This window comes from Sphingomonas sp. Ant20, from assembly GCF_000783375.1.
In the GTDB taxonomy this organism is placed as follows: domain Bacteria; phylum Pseudomonadota; class Alphaproteobacteria; order Sphingomonadales; family Sphingomonadaceae; genus Sphingomonas; species Sphingomonas aerolata.
This window is the reverse complement of sequence record NZ_JRVI01000014.1, coordinates 55,901-82,454: the sequence shown is the minus strand read 5'-3', so window position 1 is coordinate 82,454 and position 26,554 is coordinate 55,901. Positions and strand designations below refer to the sequence as shown.

Below are 26,554 nucleotides of genomic sequence, written 5' to 3'. Positions count from 1 at the left end.
ATACGTTGGCTCTAGCGCACGCGACGACTATTGATCGGGCAGACCAGACAATTCTTCATGCCGTCGCGTTGCAGCAGCAAGCGTACGCGTCGCCCGACTTTATCGCTTACATCGGCTTGTCAAAATGACGGACGCCAGCAACCAGCCAAGATCTAAAACATCGCGCCCCCAATTTCCGCATCCGGCTCCAGGCTGAATGCGGTAAACTTGTGACGTGCATGTTACGATGCGGCATGACTTGATCGTCACGTCGATGGCTGTGGCATATATTCGGATCAGCACGGCCAATGGCTGGACGTGATTTCCGCGTCAGGGCCCGAAGCTCCGGAAAGCATTTCCATATCGCTAGGTGTCTGAAAACACCGTGCCTGTCATTCTGGTGCCATCAAACGCAGCTAGGGAAAGCGCTTGCCGTAGAAGGTATTCCCGATGTCCAGCGCTTCCTCGCTCGTTCCCCATCAAATCGTCGATTGCATGTCGACGGGCCGGTCCCCGACCGCTGCGGATCTGGACAATGTCGCTGCGCGGATGTGGCGCGAAGGCGCGCGTGACCGTTCGGCATTTTCCTGGGGCGAGCTTTCGCCCACGGCTGCCGATCGCATCGTAGCAATGCGGGCCGCGGTCCTCGCGTTGGAGGGCAGCGGTCTACGCTGAACCGCGCCCGTGCGATGCTCCGGATCGACGGCGCGTAGCCTCAAGTTGCGTGCAGCGTCTCGAAGAAGCGCAACAGGGCGGCATCGATTGACGATGCCCCGTCTTCGACCAGCCGTGAGTCCATGCGGACCTTGGCTGCCATCCCCGTCGTGCTTTGCGTCGCGACGGATACCTGTGTCACCAGGCGCCCGATCAGGTCGAGGTCTGTAGCAGTTCCATCCACGTTCCGGCTGATGACCTGGCCGCTCTGCGCCTGTTCGCCAATGCTCGACGCGAGATCATCGGTGCCGCGAGCCATGTCCTCGACCATCGCGCGAATATGCAATAGACCGGCATAGGCTGCGCCGGTGCCGCGTTGCATGCCAGTTATCTGCTCCGCAATCTCACCCGTCGCTTCCGCGGTCTGCGCGGCCAAGGATTTCACGGCGTCGGCAACGACGGCAAACCCCTTTCCGGCTTCGCCGACACGGGCCGCCTCTGAGCAGCCCCCACCGGGTGGTCCGGGTAGATAGTTAGTGCATTGTCGCCTCCGCCGCCATTGCCGGGCGTAGGTGGAGCGAAGCGGAACCGAAGGCTGGCAATGGCGGGGTCGCTGCTGCTGGCGCTGGAGGTCGATAGCCCAGGCTGCTGTGTGGTCGGACAGTGTTATAGTGACGCCGCCACGCCTCGATCAGCACCCTTGCCTCGGCGAGGCTGTAGAAGATCTCGCCGTTGAGCAGCTCGTCGCGAAGCGAACCGTTGAAGCTCTCGTTATAGCCGTTTTCCCATGGCGAGCCCGGCGCGATGTACAGCGTCTTCACGCCGATCTGGCCGAGCCATTTCTGGACCGCGGTAGCGATGAACTCGCTGCCATTGTCCGACCTGATATGCGCGGGCGGCCCCCGGGCGATGAACAGCTCGGCAAGCGCCGCCAGCACGTCTTCGTGTTTCAACTGACGTGCGACGATCAGCGCCAGGCATTCCCTGCTGGCCTCGTCGATGATCGTGAGGATCCGGAACTTGCGCCCGTCGTGCGTTCGCGCTTCGACAAAGTCGTATGCCCAGACATGCCCCGGATACTCCGGCCGCAGCCGGATGCACGAGCCGTCGTTCAACCACAGCCGGCCACGCTTGGGTTGCTTCTGTGGCACCTTCAGCCCCTCACGCCGCCAGATGCGTTCGACACGCTTATGATTCACCGACCACCCCGCGGCATGCAGCAGTGCGGTCACCCGGCGGTAACCGTAGCGTCCATACTGCCCGGCCAGCGCAACGATGTCCTCAGTCAGTGCCTGTTCGTCATCAGAGGTGGCTCGGTTTGTCTGAACAGCTCGGCGCGATTGCTAAGTGGAGCGTCCGCCGGTTTCATGCCGCTGCGAGAAGCGGTGGGTTGAAATAGACGTGATCGGGCGTCCTGCGGTCAAGCGACGAGTGTGGACGCCGTCCATTGTAGAAGGCGAAATAACGGCCGATCGAGGCGCGGGCCTCGCTGACCGAGCCATAGGCCCGCAGGTAAACCTCCTCGTATTTCACAGAGCGCCACAGGCGCTCGACGAACACGTTGTCGCGCCAGGCGCCGCGGCCGTCCATGCTGATCGCGACCTTCTCGCGGTGCAGGACGGCGGTGAACGCCATGCTGGTAAATTGGCTGCCCTGATCCGTGTTGAAGATTTCCGGAGCGCCGAAGCGCGTTAGCGCTTCTTCCAGAGCCTCGATGCAGAAATCGGTCTCCAGCGTGATCGATAAGCGCCAGCTGAGCACTCGTCGGCTGAACCAGTCGACGATAGCGATCAGATAGACGAAGCCGCGCGCCATTGAGATGTACGTGATGTCGGTCGCCCACACCTGGTTGGGGCGCGTCACTGCCAGCTTGCGCAGCAGATAGGGGTATATCTTGTGCCCTGGAGCCGGCTTCGAGGTGTTCGGCCGTCGGTAGATCGCCTCGATCGCCATCTTCTTCATCAGCGTCGAGACGTGCAGCCGGCCGACCTTGATGCCTTCGGCGGCAAGCAGGTCGCGCAACATCCGGCTACCAGCGAACGGGTAATCCATGTGCAACGCGTCGATGCGCCGCATGATCGTGAGGTCGGCAGCCGAGGTCGGCCTAGGCAGATAGTAGACGCTGCCGCGGCTGATCCCCAGTTCCCGCGCTTGCCGTGTGAGCGGCAACGCATGCGAACGGTCGATCATCGTCTTGCGCTCGGCAACAGTCCCGCCTTCCCGAGCGCCCCGGACAAAAAATCGTTCACCAGCGTCAACTCGCCGATCTTGGCATGCAACGTCTTCACATCGATCGCAGGCTCGGCTGGTTCACTATGGCCGTCCGACCCGAAAACCCCCGCTGCCCCTTCCAGCAACTGGCCGCGCCAGATCGTTATCTGGTTCGGGTGAACGTCGAACTGCTGCGCCAGCTCGGCCAGCGTCTTCTCGCCCCTCACGGCAGCCAAGGCCACCTTCGCCTTGAAGGCCGGGCTGTGGTTCCGGCGTGTTCGCTTCGTCATCTGAGCTCCTGTTCGGCAGCCATGCTGGCCGCCTTCAGGCAGAAACTCCACTTAGCAGCCTGTCCAGATTTGCCGAGCCACCTCTATCTGCCCCACACGGCACTTTGCGCTGCGTCGACCGATGCTGCCCGAGCACGCGACACACCCGTCGCTCGGATACGTCCAGCACCTCTTTCACTTGGTCAATGCAGCGTCGGCGCGCGCGGGGCTTAGAAGTTTCCCCGTGCCGCCTCCTGCAGGATCAGCTTGTCCAGTGTCAGGTCGGAGATCGCACGCCGCAGCCGCAGGTTCTCCTTCTCCAAATCCTTCATCCGACGAGCCTGATCCGTCTTCAGGCCACCATATTCCTTGCGCCAGCGGTAATAGGTTTGCTCGCTGACCGCGATCCGCCGACACGCCTCGGCGGTCGTCCCGCCCTGGCCCAGGACGATTTCAACTTCACGCAGCTTCCCGATGATCTCTTCCGGCTTATGCTTTTTCGCAGGCAGTCGTCGTCCCTTCCTTGATCCAGACTCTCATAGTCGTTGGACCGCTCAGAAGGGGGCAGCTCAGTGGAAGCATTACCGGAGGGGGTGCCACCGGTCACGGCCTAAGGCTCGTTTTGCCGCTGTTTTATCTGCGTAACGTAGGGCGGACGTCGCCGGATACCCGTCGGTCTGCGGAATACGTCAGGACTTCAACGGTTTTGTCGTTGAACTGGGGCGTAACCGTACTGCTTCCAGACGACCCACAAGCAGACGTTCAAGCCTGCTTTGCCGGCGCCCAGCTTCGGCCGTTCATTAATCTCCGCGATCGGACCGCTTCAAGCCTCGATTCCCGTTCATGATGTCGCCTTCCGGAGGCGAGACGCTTCGTTTCTCATCGGCGCCATACAGATTAGCTGCTACGCATAAGCGCCTAGCTTCTAGGACCCATTATGGCCGTCAACATTCCTACCGACGTGGTGCGCAGCTTCGTCGCGATCGTCGATGCCGGCTCGATGTTGCGCGCCGCGGACCGCGTGTTTGTCAGCCAGTCCGCGCTCAGCCTGCAGATGAAACGGCTGGAGGACCTGCTCCAGGTCGCGCTGTTCCGGCGGGAGGGCCGCAGGCTAGTCCTCTCGGTGCAGGGTGAACGGTTCCTGCCGCATGCGCGCGAACTGCTGAGCGTCAACGACCGTGCTCTGGCAGCACTTGCCGACGGCAGCCTCGCCGGCCCCGCTCGGATCGGGTTCGTGCAGGATTTCGCGGAAACGTTGTTGTCCGGCGTCTTGTCGGTGTTCGCGTCGAGCAACCCCGATGCGTCGCTCGACGTTCGCGTCGCGGGATCGGCCGAACTGCTCGATCTGCTTGCGACCGACCGTCTCGATATCGTCCTGTGCATCGGCGAGGAGACCGATAAGGCCGCCGTCGCCACCGCCGACATGCACTGGCTGGGTAATCCACGCCTGACCTCAGCCGCGATCCTGCCCTTGGCGGTGCTCCAGAAGCCATGCCGGTTCCGCGATGCCGCGATTGCTGCACTCGAGGCGGCAGGCAGACCCTACCGGATCGTGCTGGAGACGCCGAGCCTGTCGGCGCTCCGCGCGGCGGTGACGGGCGGGATCGGGATAACCTGTCGAACCGACGCTCTGATGGGGCTAGACTCGGAAATTCACGACGGGCTCCCCGGACTGCCCCGCGTCGCCTATGTTGTGCGCATCAACGACACGCGCCATCCGGTCCTCGACCGACTCCACGAAGTCGTCCTCCGTTCGATTGTTGAGTCGGCCAGCGCAGATTGACGCTCTTCAGGGCAGCAAAGGCTTTCTTTTCCGGTCGAACAACGCGTTGAAATCGATGGCTTTTTGAGCTCGTATTTGCAACGCTCATAAGACTGGCAAGTCATTCTCCATTGAAACGATGGGAATTGAGACCGCATTGAAGGTGCTCCGGAAAACGAAGCGTCCGAAAGGCTGTCCATGGCGAAGACGTCCCAACGATCGACCAGCCGATCATGGCAGAGCAAGCTGCAGCGTAGCCGCTGGGTATCGCCAATAGCACTCATGCTGGCCTGGGAAGCGGCATCCCGGATTGGCCTGATCCCAACCCGCACGCTAGCGGCGCCTTCGCAGGTGTTAGGAACACTCTGGTCGATGATCGTGTCGGGCGAATTGCCCGCAAACCTCGCCGTATCGCTCGGCCGCGCCGCCGCCGGTCTGGTGATCGGCGTCAGCCTAGGCATCGTCCTCGCGCTGATCGCCGGCCTTACCCGTGAGGGCGAAGCGGCGGTCGACTCGCCCGTTCAGATGCTCCGGACATTGCCTGCGCTGGCGCTGTCGCCGCTGTTCATCGTCTGGTTCGGGATCGGCGAGACCCCCAAGATCGCGCTGATCGCGTTCGCGACGCTCTTCCCGGTCTATCTCAACCTCTACAACGGGATCCGCGGCGTCGATGTCCGGCTGATCGACGCAGGGCGCAGCTTCGGCCTTTCACGCGGACAGATCGTCACCGACATCGTCCTGCCAGCCGCGCTGCCGCAACTGCTGGTCGGTCTGCGCTACGCCTTCTCGGTCGCGGTGCTGATCCTTGTGGTCGCCGAGCAGATCAACGCCTCGGCGGGCCTCGGCTTCCTGATCAACAACGCCCGCGATTTCATGAGGACCGACATCATCGTCGTGTGCCTGCTCGTCTATGCCGGGCTCGGCCTCGTCGCCGACCAGTCCGTGCGCCTGATCGAAGACCGCGCGCTCGCGTGGCGCCCCAAGCTCGTCGAGGCCTGACATGAACATGATCTCTCACATCATTCCGATGCCGCAACCCATTCGCCCCGTCGTCAGACTGTCACGCTTCTCGCGCAGTTTCGGCGCCGATACCGTGCTCGACGATCTCCATCTCGAGATTGTGCAGGGCGAATTCGTCGCGCTGCTCGGCCGTTCGGGGTCGGGCAAGACGACGTTGCTGCGGACGCTCGCGGGACTCGATACCGCCGAAGCACAGGACGTGACGATCCCGACGTCGCGTGCGGTCGTCTTCCAAGATGCGCGGTTGCTGCCGTGGAAGCGGGTGTGGCGCAATGTCGGGCTCGGACTGAAAGGCGCCGACGTGCGCGACCGAGCAGAAGCGGCACTGCGCGAAGTCGGGCTTGGCCACCGGCTGGATGCGTGGCCCCTGACGCTATCGGGTGGGGAAGCGCAGCGTGTGGCGCTCGCCCGCGCGCTGGTCCGCGAACCGAAACTGCTGCTGCTCGACGAGCCGTTCGCAGCACTCGACGCGCTGACCCGCGTCAAGATGCACGGCCTCGTGATGGCGCTGTGGCGCGCGCACAAACCCGCGGTGCTGCTGGTGACGCACGACGTCGACGAGGCGATCGCGCTGGCCGACCGCGTGCTGGTGCTCGATAAAGGGCGGATCGTTGTCGAGGAGCGGATCTCGGTCCCGCGCGGTCAGCGAACGAGCATCGCGGCGGCATTGCGCGAGCGGTTGTTGAGTTCGCTCGGTGTCGAGCGGGACGAGCCCCTGCCCTTCGTGAAGGCCGAGTGATGGCGAGCTTGGTTCAGGATCGCCCGCGGCTCGACCGGCTGCGCGACTTCGTCACCGGCATCGGCGCGTTGCTGGATCGTACCCGCGACGAGCGTTCAATGCTCGAGGAAGGCAGCGCTGCACTCGGCAGACTGGTGGCGCACGACGACTGGCTGCCCGATGCCTATGCCGCGCCCGACCCTGACCGCTATCGCCAGTACCTGCTCCACTGCGACAGCCGCGAGCGCTTCTCGGTCGTCAGCTTCGTCTGGGGACCGGGACAGGCCACGCCGATCCACGATCACCGCGTCTGGGGGTTGGTCGGAGTCTTGCGCGGCGCCGAACTGTCCGAACGGTTCGCGCGGTATCCGGATGGCGGACTCCACGCGGTCGGCGCGATCGAGCGGCTCGAAGCGGGTGAGGTGGAGGCGGTCTCGCCATCGGTCGGCGATATCCACCGCGTATCGAACGCGTTCGACGACCGCGTGTCGATCAGCATCCACCTCTACGGCAGCAATATCGGCGCGGTCGAACGCGCGACCTATGACGCGGCGGGCACGCCGAAGCGGTTCGTGTCGGGTTATGCCAACGCCGTGCTGCCGAACCTCTGGGACCGCTCGGGAGCCCCCGCATGACTACCCCAAACGACATCCGCACCGCGCTGCTGCTTGGACATGAAGTCGCGTTACTCGACGTCCGTCATGAGGCGGCATTCGCGACTGGCCATCCGTTGTTCGCCGCCAACCTCGCCTTCGATCGTATCGACCTCGAATCGGCGATCCGCCTGCCGCGCAAGGACGTGCCGATCGTGCTGTACGATGACGGCGAAGGCTATGTAGCGACCGCCGCCGCAACGCTGACAGCTCTTGGCTATACGAACATCGAGACGCTTGAAGGCGGACTCGAAGGCTGGCGCGCGACGGGCTTCGAAGTCTTCGAGGACGTGAACTCCTATTCGAAGGCGTTCGGCGAACTGGTCGAGGCGCGCCGCCACACGCCGTGGCTCGCAGCCGAGGACGTCGCCGCGCTGATCGAGGAAAAGGCCGACATCGTGATCCTCGATGCGCGCCGGTTCGAGGAATATGCGACGATGAACATCCCCGGCTCGACCAGCGTGCCAGGTGCGGAACTCGTATTGCGCGTGGCCGAGGCAGTGCCCGACCCCGACACGACGATCATCGTCAACTGCGCTGGTCGCACGCGGAGCATCATCGGCACGCAGTCGCTGATCAACGCCGGAATCCCCAACCGGGTCGTCGCGCTGCGCAACGGCACGATCGGCTGGACACTGGCGGGCCAGTCGCTGGCACATGGCAGCGACCGTCCTGCGCCCGAGGTGCGGCAGAGCGACGAGACCACGGCTACGGCCCGCGCCGTCGCCTACCGCGCCGGGGTCAAGCGCCTGACGCCAGCGGAACTCACGACGCTTGAGCGCGACACAAGCCGCACACTTTACCGTTTCGATGTGCGCCGTCCGGACGAATACGAAGCTGGTCACGTCGCAGGCTTCCGGTCCTATCCCGGCGGCCAGCTCGTGCAGGAAACCGACATCGCCGCGCCCGTCCGCGCGCGCGCATCGTCCTCGCCGACGACATCGGGCCGCGAGCCGACATGACCGCATCGTGGCTCGCGCAAATGGGATGGGACGTATTCGTCCTGGACGGCGGCTTCGACGGTCTGCTCGAAACCGGTGCCGGTCCGACGATCCCGCCGGGCGATCCCGCGCACCGGTACAAGCGTCCCTACGAAGGCACCGACAACGCCGCCGCCGCCATGCAGGCCTATCTCGACTGGGAATACGGCCTGGTCGACCAGCTCGCGCGCGACGGCACGCACGGCTTCTACGTCATTTGATCCCCGAACGCCCCCACAGGAGACACGTCATGCCCGTCAAGTTCATCGGCTATATCGGTTTCAACGACGCGTCCGAAATCCACGGCGTCGGCAAGGCACGCGGCCTCGACAAGGCCTATGTCGAGCCGCCGCGATCGCGCAGGAAAAGGGTGGTTTCGACCGCGTCCTGATCCCGTTCGGCTCAGACAGCCCCGAAAGCCAGATCGTCGCCGCGCACGCCGCAGCCATTACCACCAAGCTCGGTTTCCTGATCGCGCACCGCCCCGGCTTTACCCAGCCCACGCTCGCCGCGCGCCAGCTGGCGACGCTCGACCAGCTCTCCGGCGGGCGCGTCGCAGTCCACATCATCACCGGCGGGGCGGACAGCGAAATGGCACGCGACGGCGATCACTCGGTGAAGGACGATCGCTACGCCCGCACCGACGAATATCTGGAGATCCTGAAACAGGAATGGTCATCCGCCACGCCGTTCGATCACGACGGCCGTTTCTACAACGTCCGCCAGGCGTTCAGCCAGATCAAGCCAACCAATCTGCCCGTTTTCTTCGGCGGATCGTCGCCCGCCGCGATCGACGTCGCCGGGCGCCACGCGGACGTCTACGCGCTGTGGGGCGAGACGCAGGCGCAGGTGCGCGAAGCAGTCGGCACGATTCGCCACGCCGCCGCGCGCTATGGTCGCAATCCCGGCTTCTCGCTGTCGCTGCGCCCGGTGATCGCTGATACCGAAGAAGCGGCATGGAAAAAAGGCCGACCAGATCGTCGAGAAGGTGCGCGACCTCCGCGAGACGGCAGGCGTTGCAATCAGTGGTCACGCGCCACCGAACGCCGGCTCGCAGCGGCTCCTCGACACCGCCAACCAGGGCTACCGCGTCGACAAGCGCCTGTGGACGGGTGTCGCGGCGCTCGGCGGCGCGCAGGGCAATTCGACCGGACTGGTCGGCACGCCCGAACAGGTCGCGGACGCGATGCTCGATTACTATGACCTCGGCATCGACCATTTCCTGATCCGCGGCTTCGAGCCGTTGCAGGACGCGATCGACTACGGACGCGACCTGCTGCCGGTTGTCCACGAGCTGATCGCCGAGCGCGATGCAGAGCGCGATCTCGAACCGAAGCGGGCGGTGGGCTGATGCCGGACTGGACGGATGACGAGGGGGTGGCCGCGACGCCGCCCCCTCCAGCGGAAGGCCTGAAACGCTGGTGGCCGTTGCTGCTGGCCGTCGTGCTCGCGGCAGGCCTGTACGCGTGGCTCGGACGCGGCGGGGCGAGCGGCGACGTGCTGCACGTCGGCAGCCAGCGCGGCGGCACGAAGGCGCTGATGCTCGCCTCGGGCGTGCTCGAGGGTGCGCCCTACCGCGTCGAATGGTCCGAATTCCCCGCCGCGCAGACGCTGCTGGAGGCGATCGGCGCGGGTGCCGTCGACGTCGGGATGGTCGGCGACGCGCCGTTCCACTTCGCCTATCAGAGTGGCAGTCCGATCAAGGCGGTGGCGGTGCAGTCCGCGACGTCGCGACCGCGCGAAAGCCTCGCGATCCTCGTGCCAGCGCGGTCGCGGATCGTCGATTCAGGCAGTCTGCGCGGCAAGCGGATCGCGACGACACGCGGCTCGGTCGGCCACTACCTCCTTCTGCGTGCGCTCGATGCGAAGGGTCTTAAGCCCGCCGACGTCCGCCTGATCTTCCTCGCGCCGGGTGATGCCAAGGCGGCGTTCGATACGGGCTCGATCGATGCCTGGTCGATCTGGTCCCCCTATAGTGGGACCGCGCTCGCCGAAGGGGCGCGCGTCGTCGCCGATGGCGCGGACTATCTCAGCGGTTATGGCTTTGACGCGGCGAACGCGAGCGCGGCAACGGCGAAGAAGGCGATCCTGACCGATTACCTGAAACGCGAATCCCACGCACTCGATTGGGCCCGCGCGCATCCAGAAGACTATGCCGAGGTGCTCGCCAAGGAGACTGGTCTGCCGCTCAAGATCGCACTGTTCCATGCCAGGCATCTGCCAATGGCACGGGTACCGCTCGACGACACAGTGAAGGCCGAGGAACGCGATGTCGTCGCTCAGTTCCGCAAGGCAGGCGCGGTGACAGGCGATAGACCGCTCGACGACGCGTATCTCCCGCTCGACCAAGGAGCGCCCGGTGCACGCTGAGCTTCGAATGCGGGCCTGACCCGACCGCGGCTGCGCCGCACGACCGTCTCTCGTTCTTCCTTCGCGCGTCCCCGCTTCGGCGGGATCGGAGACGCGCGCCTAGCCCACGGACATCATCATGACATCGACCTCTCGCCTGCTCGCCGGTGTCGCCCTCGCGACCCTCGCTCAACCCGCCTTCGCGCAAAACGCGCCACCGGCCCCCGCGACGACCTTAACCGCGCCGGATACGGGCGGCGGCACCGACGACACTATCATCGTCACCGGTGTGCGTGGCGGACAGGCGCGGACCGTCGCCGACAGCCCGGTGCCAATCGACGTCATCAGCCGCCGCGAGCTGCAGGCGACCGGCCGCACCGGGTTGAAGGAAATCCTCGGCAACATCGTACCCTCGCTGACGATGCCCGCACTCGGCGGCGGCGGCACCTCCGCGAGCGTCAAGCCGATCGCGATCCGCGGGCTCTCGGGCGACTATCTGCTCGTGCTGGTCAACGGCAAACGCCGCCACACCACGTCGCTGATCAACAACCTCTCGCGTATCTCGGGCGGTTCGACCCCGGTCGATATCGACTTGATCCCGACCAACGCGGTCGGCCGCATCGAAGTGCTCCGCGACGGTGCGGCGGCGCAATACGGCTCGGATGCGGTGTCGGGAGTCATCAACATCATCCTCGACGACGCGCCCAAGGGCGGGCGTTTCTCGATCACCGGCGGCCAGCAATATTCGAAGGGCGCGCCGCTGCTCCAGACCGATCTCAGCTATGGCACGAAACTCGGCGAAGGCGGGTTCTTCCGCGCCGCGGTCGAAGCCAAATACCATGATCGCGCGGACTCCTCCGCCGACGCAGTGCCGCGGATTTTGCCGCTGGTGAACGGCCAACCCGACCCGCGCGAGGCGACACTCGACCATGTCTATGCCGGCGGATACGGACGCTCGAACCGCGACAAGATGATCAACGGCTCGTACAATGCCGAGCTGCCGGTCGGCGATACGCTGCGCCTCTACAGCTTCTCGACGCTCAGCTACCGCGACATTCGCGACGCGCGCGGCGCCTATATCCCCTCCTCCACCGGCTATGGCGGCCAGGCGAACACTAGCGGCGTGGCGGTCCTGCCGCAGCTCTACCCGACCGGTTTCCAGGCGTATCGGCGGATCAAGGAAACCGATTTCCAGGTCACCGGCGGCGCGAAGGGCGATCTGGCGGGCTGGGCATGGGACCTGAGTTCCAGCTTCGGCCGCGATCGCGTCTGGCTGGGTGCCGAGAACACGTTGAACCCTTCGATCGGGCCGACCAGCCCGACCAGCTTCTACATGGGCACGCAGATCCAGGATCTATGGGTCAACAATCTCGATCTCAGTCGCGACGTCGAGGTCGGCCTTGCCAAGCCGCTGTCGATCTCGGTCGGCGCGGAGCATCGCTGGGAACGCTTCCAGTCACGTGCGGGCGAACCCGACAGCTATCGCAACGGCGGCTACCAGATTCCGGTCGACGACACGCCGTTCGGGCAACTCTATGGCGGTCGCTATCCGTCGCCGGGGCTCGTATCGTTCACCGGCACCTCGCCCGCCGACGCCGCCTCGCTCAGCCGCAACAACCTGGCCGGCTATGTCGATCTTGCGACCAACGTCACCGACGCGTGGTTCATCGGCGTCGCCGGTCGGTTCGAGCATTACGACGACACCGCCGGCAATACGCTCAGCGGCAAGGTCTCGACGCGCTATGAACTCGCGCCCGGCCTTGCTATCCGCGGCGGCGTCAACACCGGCTTTCGCGCGCCGTCGCTCGCGCAGACCGGATTTTCGACCACGCAGAACACCACGACGGTGATCGGCAACACGCCCGTCTCGACGATCGCCAAGTTCCTGCCGGTGAATAGTGCCGCGGCGATTGCGCTGGGTGCACAACCGCTGAAGCCGGAAAAGTCGCTCAACTACACCGCGGGCATCACCTACGAAGCCGGTGCCCTGCATCTCACGCTCGACGCGTATCAGATCCGCGTCAACGACCGCATCGTCAAGACCGAATTCCTCGGCACGGCGTCGAACGGCGGCACCGCGATCCGCGACATCTTGATCGCCAACGGCGTGACCGGCGTCGACAGCGCACAGTTCTTCACCAACGCGATCGACACGCGCACGCGTGGCATCGACGCGGTCGCGGAATACACGTTGCGCACGACCGGCCTCGGCGCTTTCCGGTTGAGCGCGGCGTATAGCTACAACAAGACCAAGATCCTCAGCATCGCCGACAATCCCGCCGCGCTCAGTTCGCTCAACGTCGTGCTGTTCGGCCGCCAGGCGCAGCGTGATCTGGTGGCGGCGCTACCGCGTACGAAGCTGGTGCTGACCAACGATTGGTCGCTCGGTCGCGTCCATGCGCTCGCGCGCGCAACGCGTTACGGCCGTTACACCGAATCGAGCAACGTCGCGAGCGGCGACCGGACCTTCGGCGGCAAATGGGTCGCAGATCTCGACATCGGCTACGACCTGACCGACCGCGTCACGCTCGCGGTCGGCGCCAACAACCTGTTCGACACCTATCCCGATCGTAACGGCCTAATCGCCGCCGATGGCAGCGGTGCCTATGGCGGGTTCGCCCCGTTCGGGCTCAGCGGCGGATCCTATTACGCGCGGGTGGGCGTGTCGCTGTGAGCCGCCAGATGCACCTTGCGCTGTTCGTGACCGCGGACGGCATTCACCACGCGGCTGGCGGCATCCGCAAGCAGGTGGCGCGGACCAAGGCTTTGGTTTCTACCGCCGCCTCGCTGCACAAGCCGAAGCCGCCAAGTTCGACATGCTGTTCGTCGCCGACAAGCTGGCGGTCGACGATCTCTACGGGAACCACTTCTCAACGACGGTCCGCTACCGCGCGTCGCGAGGCACTGAGCCGCTTACGCTGCTGTCGGCGCTTGCGGTCACGACCGAGCGCATCGGCCTCGGCGGGACGATCTCGACCAGCTATACCGAGCCCTATCACGTCGCCCGGATGTTCGCGTCGATCGACCATCTCAGCGGCGGTCGCGCGGCGTGGAACGCGGTGACCTCGGTCAGCGACGCCGAAGCACATAATTTCGGCCGCGCCGAGCATTACGACCACGCCACGCGCTATGACCGCGCCGCCGAATATCTCGATGTCGTCCGCCGGCTCTGGGATACGTGGGAAGAAGACGCGATCGCGCCTGACAAGGCGGCCAGCATTTATGGCGATCCGGCGAAGGTCCATTACGCCGATCATGCGGGCAAGTGGTTCGACGTGAAGGGCCCCCTGTCGCTGCCGCGTCCGCCGCAGGGTCACCCGGTGTTGATCCAGGCCGGGGCATCCGGCGCGTTCCAAGATCTCGCGACGCGCAACGCTGAGGTGGTTTTCGCGGTCTATCCCGACATCAATCGTGCGAAGGCCGGCTATCGCCGCTTCAAGGATGATGTCGCCGCCGCCGGACGATCGCCGGACGCGGTCAGGATCCTCCCCGGCATGGTACCGATCATCGCCGACAGCGACGATGCCGCTGCCGACCTGCTCGGCGAACTCGACGCGCTGGTCGAACCGCTGGCGGGGCTCAGCTTCATGTCGGGGAGCATGAACTACGACCTCGCCGACCACGCGCTCGACGAGCCCGTTCCCGACATCCGCGACCTCATCCGGGGTAGCAAAGGCCGCTTCCACTACGTCATCGGCAAGGCGATCGAGGAAGGCTGGACCTTCGCCGACCTCGGTCGCTGGTACGGGTCGAGCCTGTCGTTCGCCAAGATGGTCGGCAGCCCGCGCACCGTCGCCGACGAGATGCAACGCTGGCTCGTCGAAGAAGCCTGCGACGGGTTCGTCGTCATGCCAGCGTTCATGCCGGCGGGCGTCGACCGGATGCTGCACGACGTCGTGCCGTTGCTCCAGTCACGCGGCGTATTCCGCCGCGACTATTCTGCATCGACATTGCGCGGCCATTTCGGGCTCGATCGCCCCGCCAACAGCTTTCACGTGTGAGGAGACCGTTCATGACCGAATCCGTCCGCGCCGCGCTTGGCGCGTTGCAAGACGAGCGTGACCACAGCTGGACGCCTGCGCAGCTGGGCCTGAACGCCAGCCAGCGACACGAACTCGTCATCGGCTTCGATCAGTCGCGCGCGATCAAGATCGGCGATCCGATGCCAAACTTCTCGCTCGAAGCCGTGGATGGTACGACGATACGACTGGACAGCCTGATCGCCACGGGCCCTGCCGTGCTGATCTTCTTCAGGTTCGCCGGCTGCCCCGCATGCAACGTCGCACTACCGGTCTATCAGCGCGCGCTCTGGCCCACCCTGCGCGACCTAGGTGTACCGCTCGTCGCGATCAGCCCGCAGATTCCATCGAGACTGTCAGAGATACAGCAACGCCACGCGCTCGACTTCACCATCGCGACCGACCGCGACAACCACCTCGCACGCCAGTTCGGCATCACCTTTGAAGCGAACTCAGCAACCCAGCAGGCCGCGACAATACCCTTGGGGGAGGTGACCGGCACGGGCACGTGGGAATTGCCTTTCCCAACGGCGCTTGTGGTCGACGAAAAAGGTGTTGTCGCCTGGATGGATGTGACGCCCGACTGGATGAAAAGGACCGAGGCGGACGCCATCATCGACGCCGTCCGATCGATCATCGTGAAAGTCTAATTCATCAGAAAGTTGAGCGATGCCCATGGCCGCTTCGTGCCACCGCAAACAGCCATGGCGCTTGCACATTTCGGGTCGATCGAGACGCGAGCAGTCGGCACGATCAATTTGCCGCATTCACTCCAGGACCGAAAGCCCGGCCGCAGCGACGCCGGCAAGCGCACATGCCTCGTCATTGTCGGATGTGTCGCCGGTCACGCCGACAGCTCCGATCAACTGGCCCTCTGCATCGACGATGAGCATGCCGCCCGCCGCAGGCACGACGCCGTGCGGAGAGATCGGTCCGAGCGACGCGATGAACGTCGGTCGCTCCGACGCCATCTCCGCGATCTTGCGGCTCGATACGCCCAGCGCGAGCGACCCGCCCGCCTTAGCCATCGCGATTTGGGGCCGCAGCGTCGAAGCCCCGTCTTCACGCTGCAGCGCGACGAGGTGCCCTCCGGGATCGAGCACCGCCACGCAGAGTGGCTTGAAACCGAGCTCCACCCTCCGCTGCAGCGTCGCCGTGATAATCTTGCTGGCAAGTTCGAGCGTGATGCGCACCATGCATGGTTCCTTTGTATCGACCGCTATCCGGCACGACGGGTAATAGGCGTAAGGTTGGCCGGGATAATGGCCAATGGGAGGAATGCCTCTACTGCCTTTGGCGATCACGCGGCGCCCGATTTGCGCAATTGCTGCACACAAATATGCCCCGGTTGATCGGCCCAAACAAATGCTTTGCGGCCCACATCGGGGGTCGATCGTTAAAACCGTCATGCGGCAGTCGACCTTCGTCGACTGCGAACGTGCGATTGTGGAGTACGTATGATGGGCGATATTCTGGCGAGCCGACTTCGCCTCGACGTGGTCACAACGGGAAAGGGCGTAGGCGCGGAGGTTCGGGGCATCGATCTTCGGACGCTCGATGATCGGCAGTTCGCCGACCTGCACCGAGCCTGGCTCGACAATCTCGTCCTGCTGGTCCGCGACCAATCGCTGTCGGATGCGGATCTGATCGCCTTCAGCCGTCGGTTCGGGGACCTCGATCTCGCGCCTATCCAGGAAACCGGCCGCCGTTTCGTCGAGGGGCTGCCCGAACTCTATGTCGTCTCGAACGTGGTCGAGGGCGGCGTCCCGATCGGCAGCCTCGGCAATGGCGAAGCGGTCTGGCACACCGACATGTCCTATGTCGAAGTCCCGCCCCAGGCGAGCGCGCTTTATGCGCTGGAAGTGCCACCGACGGGCGGCAATACGAGCTTTATCGATATGTACGCCGTGTACACGGCGCTGCCCGATGACCTGAAGGCGCGCATCGCCGGACGCCGCGTAAAGCACGACGGCACCTACAACAGCGGTGGTTTCCTGCGCCAGGGCGTCACGCCGAGCGACGATCCGCGCGAGGCACCCGCAGTCTGCACCCGTTGGTCTACACGCATCCAGAGACCGGGCGTCCCGCACTGTATCTCGCCGCCGGCGAAATGCCTATATCGATGGTCTGGATCTGGCTGAATCCGAAGCGCTGCTCGACGAGCTTTGGGATCATGTCGACGGCGACCGATTTGGCTGGAGCCATCAATGGCGCAAGGGTGATCTGGTGCTGTGGGACAATCGCTGCACCATGCACCGCCGTGATGCGTTCGATCCGGCAGCGCGGCGTGTGATGCACAGGACGCAGATCAAGGGGACGGGTCGACCTGCATGACGGGCCGTGGCTTGGGCCGGTCCGAGGCGGTCGCCCGTCACGTGCCGCGGTGGATGAGCATCCCGAACCGCATCCTCGCGGTACTCTGCCTGATGTATCTGGTCCTTTACATCGACCGGGTGAACCTGGCGACGGTGGGCCCGCGGATGACCGCCGAACTCGGGATGAGCAACACCCAGTTCGGCCTCGCAATCTCCGCCTTTTCCTATCCCTATGCGCTAATCCAGCTTTCCGGCGGTCGGGTCATCGACCGCTTCGGGCCGCGACGCATGCTGCTGATTTGCGGTGCGATCGTCTGCGTGACGACGGTGTTGACCGGGCTGGTGGGCGGGATGGCATCGCTGTTCGCACTGCGTCTCGCGCTGGGCATTGGCGAGGGGTTCGCTTTTCCGGCAGCGACGCGTGCAATGGCGACGTGGTTGCCACCGGCGCGCTGGGGCTTTGCGCAAGGGATCACGCATGCCGCGGCACGCCTCGGCAATGCGCTGACCCCGCCGCTGCTGGTCGGTTTGATGGCCCTCGTATCCTGGCGAGGGGCGTTCGTGGTGCTCGGACTTGCAAGCGCGGTCTGGGTAATCCTGTGGCTGGTGGTCGCGCGGGAGAACCCTGAACGCCACCCCGGCATGTCCGACGAGGAACGCGCCGAACTGGCCCCGGCCGCGCAACAGGCTGCCACCACGCCTCCCGTCCCGTGGTGGCGGCTCGCGCGACGGATCGCGCCCGTAACAGCCGTCGATTTCTGCTATGGCTGGACGTTGTGGGTGTTCCTGACCTGGCTCCCTTCGTTCTTCTTCAAAAATTACGGTCTCGACCTGAAGCACTCGGCGCTGTTCTCGGGCGGCGTGCTGTTGGGTGGCGTGATCGGCGACTGGGTCGGTGGAGCAGCCAGTGACTATATCTACCGCAAGACCGGCAGCCTGCAGGCGGCGCGGCGCAATCTGATCATCGTCGGGATGGTCGGCGCTTTCGTGTTTCTCGTGCCCGTGGTCCTCACTCACGATCTGACGACGGTAGCCATATGCCTGTCGCTCGCCTTCTTCTTCTCCGAGCTTGTGGTGGCGCCGATCTGGGCCGTACCGATGGACATCGCGCCGCAATATGCCGGCACCGCCAGCGGCATGATGAATTTCGGCTTCGGCATTGCCGGTATCCTCTCTCCGCTGGTGTTCGGCGCGGCGGTAGACCTGACTGGCAGCTGGTCGATCCCGTTCTGCGCCTCGCTGGCGCTACTCTTGGTCGGCGCCGGTCTGTCGTTCTTCATGCACCCCGAAAAGCCTTTTCAGGCTGAAGGATCTCACTGAGCCTGAAGGTGGAAAGCGCCGCTTTGCATGATTTGGTGGCCAGGACAGCCATATCGCAGCGGAAGCTAGCGGTCCTGAGATCGGTCGAGACCCAAGATAGAACGGTCTGGCGCGTATCTGAGCAGCTATGTTGCGCCACTGATCGGATGAAGGCAGCATTAACCGCTCATGCAAAGGGAGACCGATTGTGTCTGTTGCTATCCTGGATAGCCGTCGGCTGACGCTCATCGCACTCGTCCCCGACAAGGCCGTCTCTATATTCGGGCGGATCCGGGAGTTGCCGCGGTTTGGCGATGCGCAGTATATCGCTGTTCACAGTCGTACCGCTGCTGAGCGAACAGCGCTGGCCGCGCGGATTGATGCCGCCGTATCGGCGTCCGATCGTGCGGTCATGCTCCTGGCACAGGGCAGCGCCTGTGCGGCCGCCGCATGGTGGGCCCGACTGTCGCCTAAAGCCTATACCGCGAACGTTGCGGGCGCCCTGTTGGTCGCCCCCGGAGGCGCAGGCTCGCATCACGGTCATTTTGCGGCACCGAAAATCGGATTGCCCTTCCCGTCGATCGTCGTCGGTGCTGATGACGAAGCGCAGCGTTTGGGCGTGGAATGGGGCAGTCGCCTCATCGATGGCCCGCTACTGAATGCGGCGACGGCGCCGACCAGCCGCCTACGCGCCATCATCGATCGCTTCACTTCCGCCGTCGTCAATCGCGACGTCGTTGCCGCGCATCGTATCATCCAGCAATCGGTGACGCCTAGCTGCACGGCGGCCGTTAAGTGAGACCAGCCGTGCATTCGGCGATGTGAGCGCGCTGGCAGAAATCGCCATATTTTTCGTTTGGTGGCAGTGCGCTTCCTATCGTGGCAGCGAAGCAAACCTATCCCATCCACGCACCTTTGCTTGCTTTTAATTCCCATCGATAAAGGGGATGTTAGCAGGAGCAATGGAGGTGATATGCGAAACGTCGTCGCGAGGATGCCCGCCCTAGAGTGGCCTACGTTGGCCATCGCCGTCCTGATATACGCCAGCTGGATAGCGCTTACTGCGTTTCACGCGCAGGTTCCGCTACCCGTGCTGGTCGTCCTCGGCGGATGGCTGGTCGCCTGGCAGGGATCGCTGCAACACGAGACGATCCACGGCCATCCGACCGGAGTCGGCCGGATCGACAGCGCGATCGGCTTTGCCCCCTTGTCGCTCTGGCTGCCGTATCGGCTATATCGCCGAAGCCATCTCGCACATCATGCGCCAAGGTGATCACCGATCCCCGACACGATCCCGAATCGCGTTACCGTCTATCGCGGCACGGCGCCCTCGCCGCTTCGCTGCAATCGACCCTGGTCGGCCAGATGATCTTCGGCCCAACCTTGTCGATTGGCCGATTCCTGATCGGCGAGGCGCGACGTGCCGTCCGCAGTCCTGCTGCTGTCGCGCGAGACTGGACACCGCATCTGATCGGCGTCGCCGGGGTTTTGTGGTGGCTGGATCATGTCGGATTACCCCTTGCCACCTATCTGCTGGCCTTCGTCTATCCAGGCACCGCGCTGACGATGCTGCGTTCCTATGCCGAGCATCGCGCCGACCTGGCGAGCCCCGGACGCGCCGCCATCGTCGAGCGGGGCGGTCTGTTCGCCTTGCTGTATCTCAACAATAATCTCCATGCCGCCCACCACGAACGTCCACGGCTCGCCTGGTATCGCCTGCCGTCCTATCACCGCAGCCACCGGGACCGGTTCGTGGCGCAAGGCGCGCCGGTGTATCGCGGCTATGGCGAGATCCTAAGCCGGTTCGCGTTTCGATCGCATGACGACATGCTTCATCCCGATCACCGGGCACGCTCCGCATGACGCGACTGGTCGCGTCGCTCGGGATGTACGATCATCCGGCGCAACAAGGCGCGAACGATCGAATCTGGTCCGCAATCGCCCGTATCCTGCGCACGCGCGGCGTCGAAGGCGTGCCCGATGTCCTCGACAGGACGCGTCACGTTCATGACCTCTGGCGGGACACGAGCCTGCTGTTCGGCCAGGCGTGCGGCTATCCGCTGATCGCCGACGATAGCCTTGCTCTGCAAGTCATCGCCTTGCCGATCTACGACGTGCCGGGGGCGACGAATAGCGACGCGACGCATGCCAGCGTGCTGGTGGCGCGCGCGAACGACGGACACAGCTTGCTCAGCGACTATCGCGACACCCGCGCCGCGATCAACGATCCGCAGTCGAACACCGGCATGAACCTGTTCCGTGCGACACTGGCGCCGATCGCCGAGACGGATGTCTTCTTCGCCAGCGTGGTGCAGACCGGATCGCACCGCGCCAGTGTCGCCGCGATCACCGCAGCGGACGCGGATATCGCCGCGATCGACACCGTCACCTATGCCACGCTGATACGTCACGAACCCGATCTGACCGCCCCGCTCAAGATCGTCGCGCGCAGCCCCGCCTCTCCGACCCTGCCGTTTGTGACGTCGGCGAACACGAGTATCGAGACGATCGCGGCGCTGCGGCTGGCCTTGCAGCAGGTCATGACGGACCCTCGCCTCGCGGACGATCGCGCCGTGCTCGCGTTAGCAGGTATTGTGACCGCGAACGTCGACGCGCTGGCCCCGATCCTTAGGTTAGAACAGTCGGCGATCCGCTATGGTTATCCGGACCTGCGATGACCGTCGCGCCACATCAGCAAGTGCCCGATCTCGACGACGCCATCGCGGCCCTGCGGGCGGCACGCGCCGCTTGGCGACGCGAAGATGGTGGACGACACAGCGTCGCTCATTTCCCGTCGCGCATCGAGGTCGAGCGCGCGATCGGCGATCTCGTCGTCGCGCTGTTTCCCGGGCGACTTGGCGGCTATGCCGGGGATAGCGCGGGGGGAAGACAGGTTCGTCGCCGCGGCGTTGCGCCGCGCTTTAACGATCTTGCAGCGACAGGTCGAAAGCGAATTCGCCTATTGGCAGGAGGAGTCAGCACAAGCGTTCGATCCCGGCCAGTCGGCGATGATCGTCCGCCTCTTCGTCGGTGAACTTGGCGCGATCCGAGAATTGGTCGACGCCGATGTCCGCGCCGCGTTTCTTGGCGATCCGGCGGCACGCAGCGCAGATGAAATCCTGATCTGCTATCCCGGTATCGTGGCCATGCTCCATCACCGCATCGCGCATGCGCTTTACGATCTGGGAGCGCCGATCGTTGCGCGGATCGTGTCCGAACTCGCCAACACGCGTACCGGCATAGACATCCATCCCGGCGCCACAATCGGGCGGGGTGTCTTCATTGACCACGGCACCGGCGTGGTGATCGGCGAGACCGCGATCGTGGGCGACCGCGTCCAGATCTACCAGCATGTAACACTCGGCGCGCGCAGCCCGCTCGGCGTGACGGACATGTCCGTGCGTGAGCGATTGGCCCGCCATCCGATCGTCGAGGACGACGTGGTGATCTATGCCGGGGCCACCATCCTGGGGCGCGTGACGATCGGTCGCGGCGCGACGATCGGTGGCAATGTCTGGCTGCTGGAGGACGTGCCGCCCGACAGCGTCGTGGCGCAGCCGACCGCGTTGATCCTGAAAGGCGACGCCGCCACCCAGTTGCACGAGACGTTGCGCGGGCGAACCGCGTGACGCGATTCTTTCCCTCGTGTCGCGATGCCAGCCGTCGCGATGCGGAGCCCGCACGCCCGGTGATCGGCGTGGTGTGCTGCAACGAAGTCGCCGATCGTCCGATCCAGGCGGTCGCCACCCGCTTCATCGATCCGCTCGTGCAGTATGCGGACGCGACTGTTCTGCTGGTACCGGCGGTTGCGGACGCACTGGACGCCCGGTCGCTGGCGACTCGGCTCGATGGCCTGCTGCTCACCGGATCGCGGTCGAATGTCGCTGGCGACCGCTACGGCGGGGTCGACGTGGCAGCCGATACGCTGGATCTCGACCGCGATACCGTGGCGTTCGATCTTGCCGCGCAGATGATCGAGGCGAGCCGACCGGTCTTCGGCATCTGTCGCGGACTGCAGGAACTGAACGTTCTGTTCGGTGGTACGCTGACCGATGCCGAAGCGGGGCACCACCGCGAGAACGGCGACGCGACGGCGTATGAAACGCTGTTCGATCATGTCCACGATGTCGCCTTGCAGACCGGCGGGCTGCTCGAAACGGCGATGGCGCGGTCGAACGTCACGGTGACGTCGGTCCATCGCCAGGGCGTCGATCGACTTGGTGGGGGTCTCAGCGTCGAGGCGGTTGCAACCGACGACGGCCTGATCGAGGCATTTTCTGCACGGCCCTGCGGCGGTGACGTCGTCGCCGTCCAATGGCATCCCGAATGGGATGTCGCGGTTAGCGACGCCAGTCGCGCATTTTTCTCTCTCATCGGCCGGTCGCTTCGAAACTCGATGACTTCGTAAGCTAACACCCGCGTAGCCTATCCGCTAAACAGCTAGGCCGATAACTGTCTTGGTAATCATTAGACGCATACCCGGACGTTCTGGCCACCCTCCCCGCTTTCCAACTCTTGCCATTCATTCATATTTGATGTCGTGCCCGCAGGCCCGGCGACCTGCTCCTTGGCAGGCCCCGCGACTGATTCGAGACCGAACTGGGGAGCGGGCGGCGGCTACCCACGCACTTGACTTCGGGTCATTCGCGCCCGCAAGACTGCCTCACTGACGTGAGCTTTCCGATGGACTCCTAATGACGCTCGATATTCGTGGAAGCCTGAAGAACACCAAGATGAGTTCAGACGGATACGTCGTCCTTGAAGAACTAATCTCGAACTCGATCGACGCTTTCCTTATCCGGCAGCACGCCGATCCAGGAGCGCGGAGTCTTGCGGTCTCGATTGAGGTCGACATTACGTCGTCTGGCCTGCTTGCCGATGGCACTAACATATCGATCACCTGCACTGACAATGGCTGCGGCTTCGGTGACGACCAGGCCGACGCGTTCGTGACCAAGGACACGTCATATAAAGATGACCTCGCCATCGCCGGGATCGGCAAGTGCAAGGGTTCGGGCCGCATCCAGTACTTTCACCACTTCGAGCGCGTGGGGGTGCGGAGCACGTTCCGCAACGAGGCGGGGGTCGCGACCCGCACACTCGTGCCCGACGCCGCACGCAAGAAAATTGACGCCGCCGACTTCATCATCAGCGACGGCGACGAACGCCAGATAGGCACCGCGATCAGGCTCGAGGGACTCAGAGACGCGACCTGGGTAAAGCTTTTCAAGACCGAAGCCTTGGCCGACGTCTTCTCGGCCGCGAACATGCGCCGCCACATGCTGATCGCGTTCCTGCAGCGCCTTGTGAGCCTCACGTCGCAGTTGGGCGAATTCGTGATCGCGTTTGAAACCCGACACTCCGATGGTAGCAGAAAGCGGAGCAGCCTGACAGCAGCGGATCTACCGGAAGTCACGGTGGTCAGGTCTACCGAGGTCGCCGAACGCGATCCTCAATCCGGTGACCCGCTAGGGAGCACCCAGAGCTTCACGCTCTCCCACTACCGACTGGACGCCCAGACCTTCGACCTTCCGCGCAACGCGATCTCGTTCTGCGCCAGATCCTCGCCGGTGCTCGACATAACCAGGAGATACCTGAAGACGGTCGCCGAGCAGAATCGCCCGATCGAAGGCTTTCACCACATCGTTCTGATCGAGGCCGACCTCCTCGACCGGCGCGTTAACGAGCAGCGCGACGGATTCCACGAGATCCCCGACGAGATGCCGGTTTACGACCTCTTCACGGACGCTACCGTCGCATTCGCCGACATCTACGAACAGATCGATCCCATGATCGCGGAGATGGTCACCCCCTCCGGCTGGAGCAAGGATGACGTCATCAAGGACGTGGCCGACAAGTTCGGCGTGATCCAGGCGATGCTCACCGACACCGACACGCGGGTCATCTACGGCGACACCGCCAAGTCCGTTGCCGAGCGCGTGCTGAAGAAGTATCAGGAACGCATCGTCGCCGACACCGCCGAGATTTTCGACCTGCGCGCGGAGATCGAGACGGCTGAACCGCACACCGCCGACTTCCGCCACAAGATCAACGAGCTATCGTGGAAGTACACCTCGTCCCTGAAGACGTTCGACATGGCGAACCTCTCTCAGCTCGTCGTCCGTCGGGCGGCGATCGTTGAGATCCTAAAGCTCGCCTGCGGACGCGGCCTCGCCGTGCAGGCCGCCAAAGACGGCCACCGTCGCAAGGATGAGCAAATCATCCATAGCATCTTCTTCCCGATGCGGAAGGACAGCCGTGAGACGGCCGACCACGACATCTGGCTCCTGAGCGAGGAATATCAGTACTACGACTACATCGCGTCCGATAAGCCGCTCTCCCAGATCGAATGGGACGACGGAGGGAAGCTGTTCGATCCTAACATCGACGCCGAGCTGGCGGAGACCCTGCGCCGCCGGACCAAGGATCATTCCGCCAAGAGACCCGACATCGCGATCTTTGGAGAAGAGGGCTCGGCGATCATCATAGAATTCAAGGCGCCGAGCGTTCCATTGGATGAGCACATCGGCGACCTGTCGCGCTACGCGCATCTGCTTGCAGCGAAGTCGAACGGACGCCTCAAGAAGTTCTACGGCTATCTAATCGGAGACACGGTCGATCCGCTGGGAATGATCGGCTGGAAGAAGTTCGCGTCCGGCCGCAGCTTCTTCCACACTAGTGCTCTAGAAGATCCAGACACCGGACGCATGCTGGGCGAGCTGTATGCTGAGACCCTCCTTTACGAGGACATCGTGGACCGGGCGAGCAAACGGATTGGAGTGTACCGGGAGAAGCTGCAGATCGACTTTTCGAAGAAGTAGCATGTTGTCCACTTCCAACAGGCGATGTGATCTATGAAGCCGGGGGAAACTGACGAATCCGGTGTGCCGCGACCGCCGTCCGACGGAGAGCTCGACGCCGTAGTCGCAGATCTCCAGCGGTCGGTCCAGGAATGGGCCACCCGGCACGAACTCTGGTTCGACTGCGGCTTCCAGTCCTACGCGGAACGGGTCGACGGAGAACCTGGGATCACGCCCGTCGTTACGATCCTCCATTTCGACGGCGACCTGGGCCGAGCGCTCGACGGCGAATTCGATGGCCTCGACTTAGAATTCCACGAACTGCTGAAACGCCACGGCTTCTGGTATGAGCGAAACGACGCCGTCAGCGCACACATATACCCCGCGGACGAAAGCCCGCTGCTCCAGCCGTTCCTCGACCAGGCGAACTGGCAGTGGGTCTGCAGCCTGGTCCAGCAGGACGTGGCTGACATCCACGAGGAGCTGTATTTACATTTCGCGAAGCGTCCGGCCGATCTTGAGCGCCTGACGTGGAGAGAGTATGAGATACTTCTCTTCAGGATCTTCCAGAACCAAGGGTTCACCTGCGAACTCGGCCCAGGCACCAACGACGGTGGCGTCGACATTCGGATCCTGCAACGCGATCCGCTTGGCGACGTACTGACCCTCGTCCAGGCTAAGCACTACGCACCGAAGAACAAGATCGACCTCTCCGCCGTCGCGGCACTTCACGGTGTGGCCGATGTGGAGGCGGCGCAGAGAAGCGTCTTCGTCACGACCTCCGACTATCTGCCGTCAGCGCGTAGATTCGCCAGCAGAACCAAGATCCCGATGACGCTCGCGACGTCCGAGCATGTGCGGGACTGGTGTCGGAACGCGAGCAACGGGATCATCCGCGACAAATCCAAGCTAATCGCGCCCGAAGTGGTCTCGCGTTTGATCCAAGACCTAGCGATACCCGATCCCCGCATCGTTCACGCGAACACCGGCTACTCGATGATTATGAACCAGTTCGCAATCGTGCTGAAGGAGACCAAGCACGCGGCGCTACTGATGGCCATACCCGCACGAACGATATCGGACGATGGCTATGGCCAGAGGGGCCTCGAAGTCCCCGACATCGGCCCCGCCTGCCTCGCTCGACTGTCGGCGGACACAGTCTTCCGTGCAAAGCGATCCGTTTGCAACCACGAAGTCAGCTACTGGACGGGTAGCAACCTGTTCTCGCCTTGGAACGGGACGCCAGCACACTTCGATCTCTGCGATTGAGACGGGCAAGACCGTTCAACACCCCCACTCTGCAAAGCGATCTGCTCCGCTTGAATTTTGCAAGAAGTCACGAGTGCTTTTGCGATCCGAGAAGCACCATCTGGATGACCAAATAGTCGTAGCTGCTACACGACTAGCTGAATGAACGCCTGCTCCCGTCCGATTGCCGCCAGCAATCAGACAGGCAGATTCCCACCCGCGCAGGGTTCGGGGCCTCTACCCTGCCGTTGAATGAATGTCCGGTTACCGCCGGCCGT

General features: G+C 63.9%; 20 protein-coding genes and 5 pseudogenes. 20 read left to right on the top strand and 5 right to left on the bottom strand.

Going from position 1 to position 26,554, the window contains the following annotated elements; all coding sequences use genetic code 11:
• Window positions 1-694: 694 nt before the first annotated feature.
• The 4 genes and pseudogenes from NI18_RS23005 to NI18_RS03920 all read right to left on the bottom strand — a co-directional run.
• The gene (locus NI18_RS23005; protein WP_084215027.1) at window positions 695-1,270 is read right to left on the bottom strand and encodes a methyl-accepting chemotaxis protein; all 576 of its coding nucleotides are present in this window, start codon (window positions 1,268-1,270) and stop codon (window positions 695-697) included.
• A pseudogene (locus NI18_RS03935) lies at window positions 1,167-1,940 on the bottom strand (IS3 family transposase); the annotation flags it as partial. The pseudogene NI18_RS03935 and the gene NI18_RS23005, both read right to left, overlap by 104 nt.
• A 58-nt stretch (window positions 1,941-1,998) precedes the next feature.
• A protein-coding gene (locus NI18_RS03930) for an IS3 family transposase (RefSeq protein WP_306286230.1) occupies window positions 1,999-3,134 on the bottom strand; the annotation gives its coding sequence in 2 pieces (ribosomal slippage) (window positions 1,999-2,865 and window positions 2,868-3,134; 1,134 coding nt in all).
• An 85-nt stretch (window positions 3,135-3,219) separates the two neighbouring features.
• A pseudogene (locus NI18_RS03920) lies at window positions 3,220-3,622 on the bottom strand (transposase); the annotation flags it as partial.
• A 428-nt stretch (window positions 3,623-4,050) separates the two neighbouring features.
• Here NI18_RS03920 and NI18_RS03915 point away from each other — a divergent pair.
• The 10 genes and pseudogenes from NI18_RS03915 to NI18_RS03870 all read left to right on the top strand — a co-directional run bounded on the left by NI18_RS03915 (window position 4,051) and on the right by NI18_RS03870 (window position 15,264).
• The gene (locus NI18_RS03915; RefSeq protein WP_037528255.1) at window positions 4,051-4,896 is read left to right on the top strand and encodes a LysR substrate-binding domain-containing protein; all 846 of its coding nucleotides are present in this window, start codon (window positions 4,051-4,053) and stop codon (window positions 4,894-4,896) included.
• Window positions 4,897-5,073: 177 nt separating this feature from the next.
• Entirely contained in the window at window positions 5,074-5,874 is an 801-nt protein-coding gene (locus NI18_RS03910) for an ABC transporter permease (protein WP_052148971.1), read from the top strand.
• Between the two features lies 1 nt (window position 5,875).
• Window positions 5,876-6,634 (top strand): ABC transporter ATP-binding protein, encoded by a 759-nt coding sequence (locus NI18_RS03905; protein ID WP_037528252.1) that lies wholly within the window; start codon window positions 5,876-5,878, stop codon window positions 6,632-6,634.
• Window positions 6,634-7,248, top strand: coding sequence for a cysteine dioxygenase (locus NI18_RS03900; RefSeq protein WP_037528250.1), 615 nt, complete (start codon window positions 6,634-6,636; stop codon window positions 7,246-7,248). The genes NI18_RS03905 and NI18_RS03900 overlap by 1 nt, the downstream gene beginning before the upstream one ends.
• Window positions 7,245-8,467 (top strand): annotated as a pseudogene (locus tag NI18_RS03895) (rhodanese-like domain-containing protein). Before NI18_RS03900 ends, NI18_RS03895 begins: the two are co-directional and overlap by 4 nt.
• Window positions 8,468-8,496: 29 nt before the next feature.
• A pseudogene (locus NI18_RS03890) lies at window positions 8,497-9,597 on the top strand (LLM class flavin-dependent oxidoreductase).
• Window positions 9,597-10,616, top strand: a complete 1,020-nt coding sequence (locus tag NI18_RS03885) for an ABC transporter substrate-binding protein (protein ID WP_084215026.1) — start codon at window positions 9,597-9,599, stop codon at window positions 10,614-10,616. The pseudogene NI18_RS03890 and the gene NI18_RS03885 overlap by 1 nt, the downstream one beginning before the upstream one ends.
• Before the next feature lie 118 nt (window positions 10,617-10,734).
• A complete protein-coding gene (locus NI18_RS03880) occupies window positions 10,735-13,269 on the top strand; it encodes a TonB-dependent receptor (protein WP_037528248.1) in 2,535 nt (844 codons plus the stop codon).
• Window positions 13,187-14,596: an LLM class flavin-dependent oxidoreductase gene (locus tag NI18_RS03875; RefSeq protein ID WP_347574798.1), complete on the top strand. Its 1,410-nt coding sequence runs from the start codon at window positions 13,187-13,189 to the stop codon at window positions 14,594-14,596. Before NI18_RS03880 ends, NI18_RS03875 begins: the two co-directional genes overlap by 83 nt.
• Window positions 14,597-14,607: 11 nt before the next feature.
• Entirely contained in the window at window positions 14,608-15,264 is a 657-nt protein-coding gene (locus NI18_RS03870) for a peroxiredoxin-like family protein (RefSeq protein ID WP_037528247.1), read from the top strand.
• Window positions 15,265-15,381: 117 nt separating this feature from the next.
• Here NI18_RS03870 and NI18_RS03865 read toward each other — a convergent pair whose 3' ends face one another.
• Window positions 15,382-15,810, bottom strand: coding sequence for a heme-binding protein (locus NI18_RS03865; protein WP_037528244.1), 429 nt, complete (start codon window positions 15,808-15,810; stop codon window positions 15,382-15,384).
• Between the two features lie 264 nt (window positions 15,811-16,074).
• On the opposite strand from NI18_RS03865, the gene NI18_RS03860 reads away from it, so the two are divergent.
• From NI18_RS03860 to NI18_RS03820, 10 genes and pseudogenes are all read left to right on the top strand, one after another.
• A complete protein-coding gene (locus NI18_RS03860) occupies window positions 16,075-16,755 on the top strand; it encodes a TauD/TfdA family dioxygenase (protein ID WP_198526935.1) in 681 nt (226 codons plus the stop codon).
• A 189-nt stretch (window positions 16,756-16,944) separates the two neighbouring features.
• Window positions 16,945-18,249, top strand: coding sequence for an MFS transporter (locus NI18_RS03855; protein ID WP_084215025.1), 1,305 nt, complete (start codon window positions 16,945-16,947; stop codon window positions 18,247-18,249).
• Between the two features lie 187 nt (window positions 18,250-18,436).
• Window positions 18,437-19,027: an alpha/beta hydrolase gene (locus NI18_RS22030; RefSeq protein WP_052148970.1), complete on the top strand. Its 591-nt coding sequence runs from the start codon at window positions 18,437-18,439 to the stop codon at window positions 19,025-19,027.
• A gap of 219 nt (window positions 19,028-19,246) precedes the next feature.
• The gene (locus NI18_RS26445) at window positions 19,247-19,501 is read left to right on the top strand and encodes a fatty acid desaturase (RefSeq protein ID WP_306286226.1); all 255 of its coding nucleotides are present in this window, start codon (window positions 19,247-19,249) and stop codon (window positions 19,499-19,501) included.
• A complete protein-coding gene (locus NI18_RS03845; RefSeq protein ID WP_306286225.1) occupies window positions 19,498-20,091 on the top strand; it encodes a fatty acid desaturase in 594 nt (197 codons plus the stop codon). The genes NI18_RS26445 and NI18_RS03845 overlap by 4 nt, the downstream gene beginning before the upstream one ends.
• Window positions 20,088-20,906 (top strand): PhnD/SsuA/transferrin family substrate-binding protein, encoded by an 819-nt coding sequence (locus NI18_RS03840; RefSeq protein ID WP_052148969.1) that lies wholly within the window; start codon window positions 20,088-20,090, stop codon window positions 20,904-20,906. Before NI18_RS03845 ends, NI18_RS03840 begins: the two co-directional genes overlap by 4 nt.
• Window positions 20,903-21,857: pseudogene (gene epsC, locus NI18_RS03835) on the top strand (serine O-acetyltransferase EpsC). Before NI18_RS03840 ends, epsC begins: the two are co-directional and overlap by 4 nt.
• The gene (locus NI18_RS03830) at window positions 21,854-22,636 is read left to right on the top strand and encodes a gamma-glutamyl-gamma-aminobutyrate hydrolase family protein (RefSeq protein ID WP_306286223.1); all 783 of its coding nucleotides are present in this window, start codon (window positions 21,854-21,856) and stop codon (window positions 22,634-22,636) included. The pseudogene epsC and the gene NI18_RS03830 overlap by 4 nt, the downstream one beginning before the upstream one ends.
• 286 nt (window positions 22,637-22,922) lie before the next feature.
• Entirely contained in the window at window positions 22,923-25,049 is a 2,127-nt protein-coding gene (locus NI18_RS03825; protein WP_037528242.1) for a hypothetical protein, read from the top strand.
• A gap of 33 nt (window positions 25,050-25,082) precedes the next feature.
• Window positions 25,083-26,297 carry a restriction endonuclease gene (locus NI18_RS03820; RefSeq protein ID WP_037528240.1) on the top strand — a complete coding sequence of 405 codons (1,215 nt, stop codon included), beginning with the start codon at window positions 25,083-25,085 and terminating at the stop codon, window positions 26,295-26,297.
• Window positions 26,298-26,554 lie beyond the last annotated feature (257 nt).